The organism is Leptospira wolffii serovar Khorat str. Khorat-H2 (genome assembly GCF_000306115.2).
Classification (GTDB): domain Bacteria; phylum Spirochaetota; class Leptospiria; order Leptospirales; family Leptospiraceae; genus Leptospira_B; species Leptospira_B wolffii.
The window spans coordinates 56,094-69,143 of sequence record NZ_AKWX02000023.1 but is presented as its reverse complement, the minus strand read 5'-3'; the positions used below and the strand labels follow the sequence as shown (position 1 = coordinate 69,143).

General features: G+C 46.4%; 9 protein-coding genes. 3 read left to right on the top strand and 6 right to left on the bottom strand.

What is annotated here, in order from left to right; translation table 11 throughout:
- Nucleotides 1-38 precede the first annotated feature (38 nt).
- Nucleotides 39-2,114 (top strand): adenylate/guanylate cyclase domain-containing protein, encoded by a 2,076-nt coding sequence (locus tag LEP1GSC061_RS18375; protein WP_016547150.1) that lies wholly within the window; start codon nt 39-41, stop codon nt 2,112-2,114.
- A gap of 34 nt (nt 2,115-2,148) precedes the next feature.
- Here LEP1GSC061_RS18375 and LEP1GSC061_RS18370 read toward each other — a convergent pair whose 3' ends face one another.
- The 6 genes from LEP1GSC061_RS18370 to LEP1GSC061_RS18345 all read right to left on the bottom strand — a co-directional run bounded on the left by LEP1GSC061_RS18370 (nt 2,149) and on the right by LEP1GSC061_RS18345 (nt 9,802).
- Nucleotides 2,149-3,909, bottom strand: coding sequence for an acyl-CoA dehydrogenase family protein (locus LEP1GSC061_RS18370; protein ID WP_016547072.1), 1,761 nt, complete (start codon nt 3,907-3,909; stop codon nt 2,149-2,151).
- A gap of 156 nt (nt 3,910-4,065) precedes the next feature.
- Nucleotides 4,066-4,476: a response regulator gene (locus LEP1GSC061_RS18365; RefSeq protein WP_016547221.1), complete on the bottom strand. Its 411-nt coding sequence runs from the start codon at nt 4,474-4,476 to the stop codon at nt 4,066-4,068.
- 10 nt (nt 4,477-4,486) lie between these two features.
- Nucleotides 4,487-7,936 (bottom strand): PAS domain-containing protein, encoded by a 3,450-nt coding sequence (locus LEP1GSC061_RS18360; protein WP_016547132.1) that lies wholly within the window; start codon nt 7,934-7,936, stop codon nt 4,487-4,489.
- Nucleotides 7,937-8,061: 125 nt separating this feature from the next.
- On the bottom strand, nt 8,062-8,874 hold the full coding sequence (locus LEP1GSC061_RS18355) for a hypothetical protein (protein ID WP_016547439.1): 813 nt from the start codon (nt 8,872-8,874) through the stop codon (nt 8,062-8,064).
- Between the two features lie 72 nt (nt 8,875-8,946).
- Nucleotides 8,947-9,267, bottom strand: coding sequence for an SH3 domain-containing protein (locus tag LEP1GSC061_RS18350; protein ID WP_016547358.1), 321 nt, complete (start codon nt 9,265-9,267; stop codon nt 8,947-8,949).
- Nucleotides 9,268-9,289: 22 nt separating this feature from the next.
- Nucleotides 9,290-9,802 carry a DinB family protein gene (locus tag LEP1GSC061_RS18345; protein WP_040509981.1) on the bottom strand — a complete coding sequence of 171 codons (513 nt, stop codon included), beginning with the start codon at nt 9,800-9,802 and terminating at the stop codon, nt 9,290-9,292.
- A 487-nt stretch (nt 9,803-10,289) separates the two neighbouring features.
- Here LEP1GSC061_RS18345 and LEP1GSC061_RS18335 point away from each other — a divergent pair, with 487 nt between their 5' ends.
- Together LEP1GSC061_RS18335 and ppk1 are read left to right on the top strand one after the other, a co-directional pair.
- Complete coding sequence (locus tag LEP1GSC061_RS18335; protein WP_016547342.1) at nt 10,290-10,727, top strand: LIC13259/LIC11441 family protein; 438 nt, start codon at nt 10,290-10,292, stop codon at nt 10,725-10,727.
- A 187-nt stretch (nt 10,728-10,914) separates the two neighbouring features.
- The gene (ppk1, locus tag LEP1GSC061_RS18330) at nt 10,915-13,047 is read left to right on the top strand and encodes a polyphosphate kinase 1 (protein ID WP_016547271.1); all 2,133 of its coding nucleotides are present in this window, start codon (nt 10,915-10,917) and stop codon (nt 13,045-13,047) included.
- The last annotated feature ends 3 nt before the right edge of the window (nt 13,048-13,050 follow it).

The window sequence follows — 13,050 nt, the reverse complement described above, 5'->3', positions numbered from 1 at the left end:
GTAAGTCGGCTTCAATCCCTCATTTGTTCGATTGATTTATGGTCCGTTTCCGCTTAAAAATCCTCCCCTTTCTCCTAATAACCCTGTTTTTCGGCCTATCCTTCTTATCCTGTGCGGACTCCACTAAGCGACATTTTCCCACCGCAAAGAACGGACTCCTAGACCTGAGAGATTGGGATTTCCAGAACGATGGAATTACGGAACTAAACGGAGAATGGCTCTTCTATTGGATGGAATTCGTTCCTACGGAAAAATTTTGGCAGGAAGAGCCTCCGACGCCTACCGGACTTATTTCCGTGCCCGGAGTTTGGAACGGCTACGATCTGGACGGAAAACCCTTAGGCGCGATCGGCTATGCAACATATAGTCTGACGTTACTCTTGCCGGAAAACGCTCCCGATTTGGCCATCCAGATAGAGGACGGGCAAGGATCCGCCTATGAAGTATATTGGAACGGAAAGAAGATCGCAAGAAACGGGATCGTAGGCACCTCGGAGGCGGACGAACGCCAGGAATATCTCCCTCAAACTTCCACCGTCTCCCGCGGCGAGGAAGTACAGGTAGTAGTACATATCTCCAATCATGTTCATAGGAACGGCGGATTTCAAATGCCTATACTCTTGGGTGATTCAACCAAGATCTTTGGCAAAAGGGACAGATCCAGGTTAGCAAGTTCCTTTCTTGCAGGAGCCTTGTTCATTATGGGCTTGTATCATATGGGGCTTTTCCTCTTCCGTAGGAAAGATCAGGAGATACTCTGGTTTTCTTTGATCTGTCTTACGATCACCATGCGAGTCTTACTCAGTGGAGAAAGATTCTTAGGAGAAAGTTTTCGTTTCATTCCTTGGATCATTTTCATTAAGGCGGAGTACTTGGCCTTTTATTTGGGAGTACCTATCATGTCTCTCTTCTTCCGCAGATTATTTCCGGACGATTTCCACAAGTACGCATTGATCGCAATCCTATCTTTGTCATTGCCCATGTGCCTGTCCGTATTGGTACTGCCCCCTTCTCTCTTCTCCCATACCCTCCCTTACTACCAGGCACTGATTGTAGGGGGCGGATTGTTCTCGATCCTCGTTCTAATCCGGGCCTCCTTTAGAAAAAAGGACGGAGCAAGACTAATGCTATTAGGACTGGTGCTATTCTTCGCATCCGTAGTTAACGACTTCTTATTCTACTTGTTCCATGTCGGCCCGGGATATCTGACACCGGCAGGCCTATTCCTACTAACGTTTGCACAAGCGGCTATGCTTGGAAGAAGAATCGCAAGAGCCTTCAATACCAGCGAAGAATTATCCGCTCATTTGGAAAGAAAGGTCATCGAGAGAACCAAAGAATTGGCGGAAGAGAGAGATCGCACGATAGAAGCCAGAAATGAAGCCGAAGTACAAAGAGCAAAAAGCGATCGATTGCTACTGAACATTCTACCTAAAACGGTCGCGGAAGAACTGAAGGAAAAGGGAACCGTCTCCCCCGTTTACTACGACTCTGCGACTATCCTTTTCACCGACTTCGTAGGATTCACTAAGACCGCGGAAGAAATGCTACCGGCGACCTTGGTGGAGAATCTACACGCTTGTTTTTCGAAATTCGACTCGGTAGTTTCCAAACAAGGATTGGAAAAATTAAAGACGATCGGAGACTCATACATGTGTGCGGGAGGGATCCCGAGTTCGAACAATTCTCATGCGATCGATAGCTGTTTGGCGGGTCTAGAATTTCAGAATTTTATGAAGCAAATTGCGGAGAATAAGGCCGCCCAAAATCTTCCTTTTTGGGAATTAAGGGTCGGTATACATACCGGTCCGGTCACCTCGGGCGTCATCGGCTCGGATAAATTCGCCTACGATGTCTGGGGAGACGCGGTGAATACCGCTAGTCGAATGGAATCCTCCGGCAAGTCAGGCTATGTGAATATCTCCGGCGCGACTTATGAAATAGTAAAAGATTTCTTCGTTTGCGAACACCGGGGAAAAATCCAGGCGAAAGGCAAAGGAGAGATCGACATGTATTTCGTATTATCGATCCAACCTTCGCTTTCTTTGAACGGAGAAGGTAAATTGCCGAACGAAAAATTCGAATCCATGAAAGGCTCTCTAAGCGGAAAATAATACGGAAAAAAATTTTTCGAATTCGTAAGTTACTTTAAACTGCCTGAATGGAAGCGGCCTTCATCTTCAAGCGAGCGCGTAGGCCTTCCGTATAAGCCAGGCTGTCCAGATTGTATTCTTCCACATGAGAAAGTCGCTCGGATCGTAATTCCTCCGGAATTCTTTGAGTGGATCGATAAAAGAGCATGCCCGAAAGCAGTCTTGCCGTCGCCCAAACGATCTCGTCGGCCGCTTCTTCCCTATCTTCCGAACCGGGAAGTTCCTTATAAAGATTCACGATCTCCTGGTAACCTTCCCAAACCTCGGAAAGTACGCGCGTCTCTTCCGTCGGAAAATGAGCCCATTCATGCTCGATATATTCTCTCAGGAAACCGTGACCGCTCATACCGGTGCTAATTCCTCCGATACTCGCATTGACTTGGATCTGAGAAGTTCCGTCGTAAATCGTAGTAATTCTCGAATCCCTATAGATTCGGGATACGTCGTAATCTTCGGTAAACCCGGCTCCTCCGTGTACCTGCACTGCGTCTCCTGCGATTTTCACGCAAGTTTCCGAACAATAGAATTTGGAAATAGGAGTCAAGATACCGGCTAACTTTTCCCAATATTTCAGCACCACATCGGATTTGAGATCTCTTTCCGTAGCTCCTTTTTGCTGTAGATGCTCTCCACGGAAATAATATAGATCCATGGTTTTTGCACCCTCTAACATGAGACAACGCATTGCCATGGTTTCTCTTTCCATTCTGCGTAATATCTTTCTGACGGCAGGAATCGTTCCTATCGGTTTTCCGAATTGTATCCGTTCCGAAGCGTATTTCTTGGCTTCGCTTAACGCGGCTTGAGCGATACCCACTCCTTGTTGGGAGATCCCCATTCTCGCGCCGTTCAACATTCCCATAGTGTGTCTTATGAGACCGTGACCTTCTTCTCCGATGAGAATGCCCGGAGTATTTTCCAAAACCACTTCGCAGGTAGGGGAACAATGAAGTCCCATCTTTTTTTCGATCCCTGCAATCTGAATGTCCTTGGATTGAACCAGAAAGAAAGAAAGTCCTCTCGCTCCGCTACCCGGATTTCCCGTCCTAGCCAAAAGCAGTAGAATGGCCGGAATCTCTCCCGTACCGCATCCTTGCGTGATGAATCTTTTCGTTCCGTTCAGAAGATACGTATTTCCTTCCTTGTGGACGGCCCGGGTGCGAAGCCCCGGTAGATCGGAACCGTGGTCCGGTTCGGTAAGTCCCATGGCGCAGGCGAATTCTCCCGCCGCCAATCTTGGGAGCCACTCGTCTTTCAGTTGTTCGCTTCCGTTCCTTTCCACAATCTCTGCCAGGTTCACGCATCCGATCGCGATACATACGGAGGCGTCCACTCTATATAAGATTTCACTAAAGAAGGCGCGAACGGACCAAGGAACTCCCAGTCCGCCGTATTTGCGCGAAAAACCGGTGGGCTGTAATCCCGCATCCCTTGCCTTACGCACGATCTCCAATAATTTTTCGGGGAAGACGACTTTCCCGTTCTCGAATTTAACTCCGACCCGATCCAGTTCCGCCACGTAAGGGGCGATTTCCTTGCCCGCAAATTCTCCCACCGACTCCAATAGAGTCTTGTAATATTCTTTGGCCTCGTCGTAGGAAGAGGGCGCTGTGGAGAATCTTTCGTCCCCCGCCCTATACTTGGCCGCATCCGTGAATCCGTTTTCGTACGAATCTATGATTTCCTTCCAAGGAATGATATGCTCGAAATGGAGCTGTAAATCGGGGACATCGCTGAAATAATTATTCTGAAGCATGAGGAACCTATAAGAGCTTTTAGTATCTTGTTTCCGAGGAAAAGGTCAATCCGTTTTCCACGGGAGCTCTTATGGCGAACGATCGTTAGTTTGAAGCTCCAACGGCTATGAATGAGGTCATCAGAAGCAAAAGATTAAACCTTTATTATATAAGACTCAATTCCGGCTGCAACAAGTGCGAACCGCGTCCATTAATTTGGTCAAGTCCCAGGGTTTGGAAATCACCGCGTAGGTTCCCGCTTCCCGTTTAACTCTGTCCGCAGCGGCTTGGTCCACATGGCCTGTGATAAGAATGGATTGTATATGAGGATATTTTCTATGAACTTGGATTAGGAATTCGTCGCCTTTAATTCCGGGCATCAACCAATCGGAGAGAATCAATATTACGTTCACTCCCGCCTCGGCGAGTTCGTCTATGACTTCCATTCCTTCTTCCGCATTCAGGGCGGTCTCGTATTTGAATTCCTCTCCGAATTGTTTTCGGAGCTCCTGTTGCAAAGTGATCAGAATGATCGCCTCATCATCCACGCAGAGAATGGCTTTCCGAGTAGTTTCTACTTTAGGCATACTTTCCTCTCTAAACCGAATCGGCCTCTTTTAACCAAACGCTGAATTTGGTTCTACCCGGCGCCGTCTCGAATTCGATTTTTCCCCCCATTCTTTCGACGATTTTCTTGCAAATATCCAGGCCCAATCCGATTCCCTCTCCGTGTTTTTTTGTGGTAAAGAAAGGATCGAAAATTCTTTCCTGAATCTCCGATGGGATCCCTGATCCGGAATCCGTAACGGATGCAATGACCCAACCGTCCTTCTTTTTAGTTTCGATTTCCAACTTTCCCTTATAATTCATGGCCTGGAGACCGTTGTTGATGAGGTTGATCCACACCTGATTCAATCGATCTGTATCCCCCATACAGCGACTTCCTTCGGCGTATTTCTTTACGACTTCGACACCGTATTTTATTTTTCCGTGATATAAGGTCAATATGGTATCGATTTCCATACAAACATCCACAGGAACCAGAACCTCCTCCGAAACGTTGTCGTTGGAGTGGAGATAATTCTTAAGCGCATCCACAACATAAGACGCCTTACCTGTAGCGATCAAAATGATCTGACTGAATCTCAACAAAGAAGCGAAAGACGCCACCGCTTTCAGTATCTCGTAGGAATTTTCCGATTTCAACAATTCTATGGACTTATCCCCTATCTTATAAAGACCGGAGTCCAAAATGATATTCGCGACGTTCTCGTAATTCTCGATACCGTTATCTTTCAGTTTTGCCGCCAACTCCTTCTTGAAAGCCCGACTCGGGAGAATTTCATCCTCCGAAACACCGTTCAGACTCTCTTCCATCAGAATCCGAAAAACATCGCTTTCTTCCCGAGTCAGTCCCGAGAGAAAACCGGGAATTCTTCTCATTTCGTTCGTGAGTACGTCCATGATCGCTCGATTGGAAGATGCGATGGCCCCGAGGGGAGTATTCAATTCATGCGTCATTCCGGCCGCCAACTGTCCCAAGGCCGCGAGTTTTTCGGAAAGGAGCAATTGGTTCTGAGTCTCCCTTAATTCCTTCATGATCCTTTCCAGATTCAATACCGCTTCGACCAGATCCTGGTTGGACTTCTTCAGTTCCTCCGTTCTTTCCTCGATTCTTCTCTCCAAATTTGCATTCAAATCCAGAATCGTTTCTTCCGCGCGCTTACTCTTAGTGATATCGTATGTGATCCCGAATATTTCGCTGGGACTCCCGTTGGAATCCCTTCGAAAGATGGATTCGCGCGATTCGAGCCAACGCCAATCTCCGTCGGCATGCATCATCCTAAATTGGTTTTCGATCAGATCCCGATCGCTCGCCTGTAGATACTTGGGAAAAATTTCATTCTTATATCTTTCGAAATCCTCCGGATCCATCAGAGTTGCGACCATATTCTGCCCGAAACTCTGGATCTTTTCCAAAGGATATCCCAATAGCCTTTCCGTTCCGTAATTTACGTAAGCAACTTCCTGCTTATCTATATTAAAAATATACAATAAACCTGGGACGATATCCAGGATGGACTCGATGAATCGATTTCTATCCAGCAGTTTTTCCTCTACGCCCTTTCTTTCTGTGATATCGATCATCACTCCTCGCAACCATTTCGGCTTTCCTTTTTCCGAGATGACCTTGACGATATCCCTAATCCAAAGAAAGTCTCCGTTCTTCTTCAGAAACCGGTATTCGAAATCGTAAGAATCGCTAGTTCTCATGGATTCGGTATAGATACGCAAGGCGCTATCCTTATCCTCCGGATGGATATGCCTTTCCCAAAATCTAGGCTGGGACCATTCTTCCATCGAATAGCCGAACATATCTACGGCCTGTCTACTGACGAAGGTAAAACCGAAACTATCCGCATCCGCTTCCCAAACGATTCCGGGAGTAGTGTCCACCAAATCCCTGAATTGATCCTCTCTCTCCTGGATCCTGCGAAACGATTCCTGTAATTGCTCGGCCATATGATTGAAAGAAGTAGAAAGAGAATTGAGCTCCTGGAGCTTAGTCTTAGGAGTTCTTTGGCTTAGGTCGCCGACTGCGATTGAGGAGCTAGCTTCCGCGATTTTCTGAACAGGCTTGGTTACGATCCCAGCGATCAATGCGGCGATGAGAAGCGAAAGCACCAAGGAGGCCGCGAATACCATTGCGGACTGGCTGTTTCCTTCTCGGATTCCGGAAAGATAGAAGGAAGAAGGGATAACGGTGACGAGAATCCAACCTACCTTTCCGTTCGGATCTTTGTAAGGACTCGCATGAGCCAACCATCTCTCCCTGGACAGGGGCTTAGCGGTAACTAAATCGAAATCGAACACGAAAGATGCATTCAAATTCTTTAAATTATATCCGTTTGAACTTAGATAAGTCGACGCCGCCTTTACTACGGAGTCCTCGCTTTCCTCCCCCTTTAAACTCGGATCGCCCGACTTTTTTTCTTCCTTGGAGGAAGCCACAAGAACTCCCTCCTTGTTCAAAAGGAAGGATCTCCCTGCGGAGGAAATCACGGTCTTTTGCAGAAGTTTATGGATACTATCGATTCTTCCCCTTTCGTCGTTCGGATTCTTCTCCAGATACTCGTCGAGAAGGAGGCCGATATTCTCTGATGCTTTTTGATGGAGTCTACCCGCAAGTTCCTCGGCCGCATTTTCCGAACTCCTCAGGGTTACGAAAGCGGTGGCACCCACCATTAGTAGAATCAAAATGATGAAAGGCGCCGCGATAAAAATACGGATCGGAAGTCCATCCAAGGAGGACGGAGCCTCTTTGGAGTTCGCTTCGGATTCCGATCTAAACCAATATTTCTTGGCGACCGGAAAGACAGCAAGCATGGCAAAAGGAGCGAAACCCCAGGTTACCGCGGTGGTAAAGAATAGAGCAGGAGTAATATTTCTATACGATATTTCGGATGTGAACTGAGGGGAACAAACGTATCCCCATAGAATCGGCTCCAAAGTCATAAAGACTATAACGAAGATCGCATAACCTCCCCAAGTCCTAAGCCTTCTAAAATCCGGATTCTTACCTATCAATTCGTAGGAGATCCAAAAGCAGGAAGGATTAATAAAATAGGCCAATCCCCAATCCAATAGGAATTCCGGAGGCACACCTTCGATCAAATCGGAGACTCCGTAGGCGAAAGGAACCGCGAGTAAAGCGGGATAGCCGAAGATCAGAATGCAGATAAAAACGGATAAATCCTTGAGGGACTCGAAGGTCTGGGCTCCGGGAACGAGAACGAAAAACGACCCTATATAACCGGTAATTAAGATCAGTATGAAAGTAATAGGAACGCTTAATAATGCCTTAGCGTCCCAAACCTGGGGGATCCGCGTTAAACTCCATTTACCCTGGGACCGGAAAGTGAATCTGCCATAGGCGAATGCGGTCAAAAACAATCCGAGAATATATCCGAAACGTCCCCAAACTTCCAATAAGGGAAGAGGAATCGAAGCGAAAATGGATTCGACCCATTTGACGATCGCGATCATGCATTCTTCTCCATGCAGATCCGAAACTTTGTAATCTTCTTCCTACAAAGTCAATCAGGTTTGGAAATGATTTTGAGATAATAGCTCTTCGTAATTGCTCAACGTCTCTCTTAAGGGAGCTAAAATCAGGCGTTTTTAGAACGAATGTGAGTATGATTATGCAGGTGCTTATCGCAGTATTCCTGATCTTCGCAATCCACACAATATCTGAATTCCGCCTGAGGATCGGTAACTTCCGTCGCTCCGCAGATATAGCATTTGTGAATAGCGAAAACTTCCCTTTGCTTCGCAACCCAAGCGGTTCCTCTTTTCTTTCTAGTCAAAGAATCGAAGAGGCTTTTTCCGAAGAATAAGATCAAATTCGCATAACTGAAATATAAACCTAATAAAGGGAGATAAGAACCCGTTAGACGAGCCTGTCCGTATGCGGAACCGACAACGTAAACCGCCACTACGACTCCGATCCATTTCATTTTGATCGGGATGATGAAGATCTCCGATTCCGGAATCAGGATCGCGATCCCTATGATCATGCAAATATAAATCGATCTAGTTTCTACGAATAACGGATAATATACCGAAAGGACCCCACCTATCGTAACGTGAAAAATCGCGGACCAAAGATATAGATTGAAACGGGGAGATTCCAAAAGATTTTCCAGAAGCCTGCCCACTACGAGAAGAACATAAGAATGGATTCCCAAAGAAAACCAAACCCAAAAACCGTTTCCGACCGCCTCGCTCGGAGAAAGAAAACGGAAGGCATAAAGAGCAACGCTCCACCATTTTCCTTCGGCGATAGTAGCGGGGGTTAGAATACCGAAACTCGGATTGATAAGTAAAGAGTAGGAAGTAACGAGAGCAGTGGCTCCGGCAAAATAACCGGCTGCGTTTTCCAAATAAAACTGATTTAGAAATCTAACGATAGAACGTTTCAATAGTAATGCCTTTAAAAGAAAATCGCTTCCGAAGAACGAGCCTTGCGGAAGCGTAGGAAAGAATCTCTCACCTTATTTGACGGAAACGGGCTCTAAAAAGCCGCCGAAAACATAGCCGTCCTTCTTCTTCCAACGGACTTTGACCCATCGTCCTCGCTTTCCGTCTTGGATCTCGATTTCACCCACTTCTCCGAAGGTTTCCACCGCGTCTCCATCGGTGACTAAATCGATTTTCTTAGCGTCTATACTTGGAGCGATTCTAAGACGCAATCCGCCCCCGGCTTGAACCCGCATAACCTTCTCGATCTTACGAGGTTCCTTCACTTCGGTGGAGGAACAATTCCAGAAAAACAAAACGGCAAATAATAGGGAAATGCAAACGGACCTTTTCAAGATAATAACCTCCACTGTAATCCTATTCTTTTCCCTTTGGATAAAAGGGATTCCAAGGAATATCCGTTACACCGTAATCCAAACCAGACTGCAGAAGCGCCGTAGAGATCTGGCTGCGATGGTGTGTTTGATGGTTGAAGAAATGAGTCAATACCAGCCAAAGCGGTAAGGTGATCTCCCGCTTGTATAAGTAGCTGTAAAATTTTAGATCTTCCGCCAACCATTCTTTTGTAATGTTTTGAACCCAAGCTAAAATCGTCGAATCCAATTCTTTGCGTAAAACGCGCAGCTCGTCCAAACCGGAGAATTGCATCTCTTGGAAATCCGTCTTTTGGATGGGACGATAATGAAATCTATCCAACCAGGCAAGATCCATTAAGAGAATATGATTCCATGTCTTTGCCATCGACTGAAAAAAGAGTCCTTTGTCCGCTTCGAACTCGCCGGGCATTAGTTTAGAGGAAACTTCCAAAAGAGAGTCGTTTTGCCAGCGATTGTATTCCGCCATGGCTGTACAATATTCGGGATCAACCATACGGATAGTACGATCCCTATCGCCGAAATCCCAGTCAATCGAGAAAACTATTCGGAAAGAATATGGGAACCTAGGGACCTTCCTACAGGTCGAACTTACATGATTTCGAGAGCGATCATAAGTTCCGCTTTACTATGCTTTTCGCTCACCTTCGGATTCGGCGAAACCGGATTCGTATCTTACCGAGATCCGCAAATCCAGAAATCGGTTCGAATCTCCAAAATCGAAATCGGAAAAGTCGTCGATTCGGAAATCGACTTATTTAAAAATCCGGAAAAAGAAAACGAGGGAATTCCTAAATTCTCCCCGATAGATGCAAGCGACGTTCGAACCGAAAAGCCGAATAAAGTTCGACCCGAATTACTTTTAACACTTTCGGAAATATTCTTACCCGCATTTCACTCCCCCCTAAAAGATGTAAGACTCCTGATTTAGATCGAATTCCGGTTTCTAATCGCATTTCGATTTCATAATTTAGGAGAATATTATGCGCAACGTATTTGCATATCTGGCCGCCGCGTCCGTCGTTTCCGTCGCAGCGCCTACAGCACCCGAAAATTCCGAACTCAAACTCTTCCGACGCCTGGCGGTATTTCACGAACAATTATTATCCAGCGGAGAAAGAAGAACCAATCCGAGAGGGATCGCAGATTCGGTCCGGCGAGCCAAGGAACAGAACGAAGAGTTCCGAACATCCTATGCGAGGGCTCTCACTTTTGCCGAACTTTTGGAAAAGGCGAACTCCAGAGGAGAACAAGAATTTCTTTATGCGGAACTCTGTGCCTCCGTCCAGAGTCTTGCCCCCAAATTTCTACTCCATGCCTTTTACTGCCCCCAGACTAAAAGGGTTTGGATAGGACAAGGAGAAGAGATCCAAAACCCTTACGTCTCCTCAGAAAGGAATAACGGTGTTCGCTTGAGTTGACCCAAAGGGAGGGGATAGAATATTTCGCTCCCCTCCTTTTTACAAGTTTTCGGAAATCCCGAAACTCGAACCTTAGATAGTTTTCCGCAAACTTTCCCCGATTCTTAGCCGGAAAAAGAGACTCCGAAAGCCGACTTGACTCTCCACCCATCGATTTTAAACAAAGAAGAAAGAGAAGGAAAGACCCGTGGCCCAAAAGACTAAAACCACAGCCGAGCCAATCGAGACGAATCAGGGCGGAAACGGAACAAAAGGACCCATCCATATCGGCAATCCGGATATTTTCTTCGATCGGGAATTATCCTGGATCGATTTCAATAAGCGCGTATTGGAGGAAGCGAACGACCCCGAAAATCCGCTATTGGAAAGATTAAAATTCCTTTGTATCACCGAATCGAACCTGGACGAGTTTTACATGGTGAGAGTGGCGGGCGTAAAGAATATGCTCGAAGAGGGAAACGACGAAAAAAGTCTGAACGGCCAGAGAGCCTCCGAAATTCTCACCGAACTATCCAAGAAAGTGCAAGCTTTCGTTAAGGTCCAATACAACACTCTTTCCGTTACGATGGACCAGATGAGGGAAAACGGAATCGAACTCGTGCTGGATCCGAAAGAACTAAGCGCGAACGAAATTGAAGACATCGTACGTTATTATAAGGAAGACGTCTCTCCGATTTTGACTCCGTTATCGATCGATCCTTCCCACCCCTTTCCTCATATACTTAATAAATCCTTAAATTTAGCGATCGTTCTTACAGCAGACGACGAAAAGACGGGTCTCAAGAAGGATCTATTCGCGGTCGTGCAGGTGCCTTCCGTTCTCCCGCGATTCTTCCAACTGAAAGGAGAAGGGAAAGTAAGACGCTTCTTTCCTCTTGAAGAAATTATAAAGCTACACGTGAGCGATCTATTTTACGGGATGACCATCAAGGAAGTCTATCCTTTCCGAATCGTGAGGGACGCGGATATCTCCATCGATCAGGAAGCTTCCGTAAAGGACCTCTTGATCACTATGAAAAAGGAGATACGAAACCGTATCTGGGGAGAAGCGGTCCGCATGGACATCGATCAAGACACTTCTCCTTTCGTAAGAAACACACTTAAGGAATTACTGGAACTACAAGACCAGGAGATCTTCGAAGTGTCCTCTCTTTTGAATATCAGTGACACGATGTTCTTCTACGGTCTGGAACATACTTCTAAATTCAAATATCCGTTCTTCCAGCAAAAGACCACTCTCAAATTCGAATCTCCAGAGAAGATCTTTGAAGCAATCAAGAAGAAGGATAGATTACTCCACCATCCTTACCAATCTTTCGGAGCGATCGAAGACTTGCTCAGAATTTCCAGCGAGGATCCGAAAGTGCTGGGAATCAAAATGACTCTCTACCGAACGAGCGGAGATTCTCCCATCATCCAATACCTTGGACAGGCGGCCGAGAACGGCAAGCAGGTCACCGTTCTTGTGGAGTTGAAAGCTAGATTCGACGAGGAAAGGAATATCAAGTGGGCCCAGAAGCTGGAAGAAAGAGGGGTTCACGTGGTTTACGGAGTCGCCGGACTCAAGATCCATTGCAAGATGCTTCTAATCGTCCGCAGAGAAGAAGAGCATCTAGTCCGTTATGTGCACCTGGGAACGGGAAACTATAACTCCACTACGAGTAAATATTATACCGATCTAAGTTTCTTCACGGTCAATAAGGATATCACCGAAGACGTTTCCACCATCTTCAATACGATTACGAGTTACGCCAAGATGCCCATTTTACATAAACTGGCAGCTTCTCCTCATAATCTTAAATCCGTATTCTTAGAATTGATAGAGAAGGAAACCGAGAACGCCAAGGCGGGCAAACCTGCGAGAATCATATTCAAGATGAATAGCCTCGTGGATCCGCATATAATTCTGGCGATGTACAATGCAAGTCGCGCGGGGGTCATCATCGAGTTGATCATACGCGGAATCTGCTGTTTGAAACCGGGACTCCCCGGCATTTCGGAAAACATAACCGTGATCTCCATCGTAGGAAGATTCCTGGAGCATACTAGGATCTATTACTTCCTGGCAGGCGGAGAAGAAAGCACCTTTCTTGCTTCCGCGGATTGCATGCCAAGAAACTTCGAGAGAAGAATCGAGGTCCTGTTCCCTATACTCGATACCAAGAATAAGGACAGAATCAAGAAGATCCTGGACGTTCAGATCCGGGACAACGTGAAGGCCCGCTTACTTTCTCCGGACGGAGTGTATCGCAAGCGCCATAGAGTCGAGGGCGAGAAGCCGGTAGACAGTCAAATAGAGAGAATGAATTTCGCCGAATAAAAC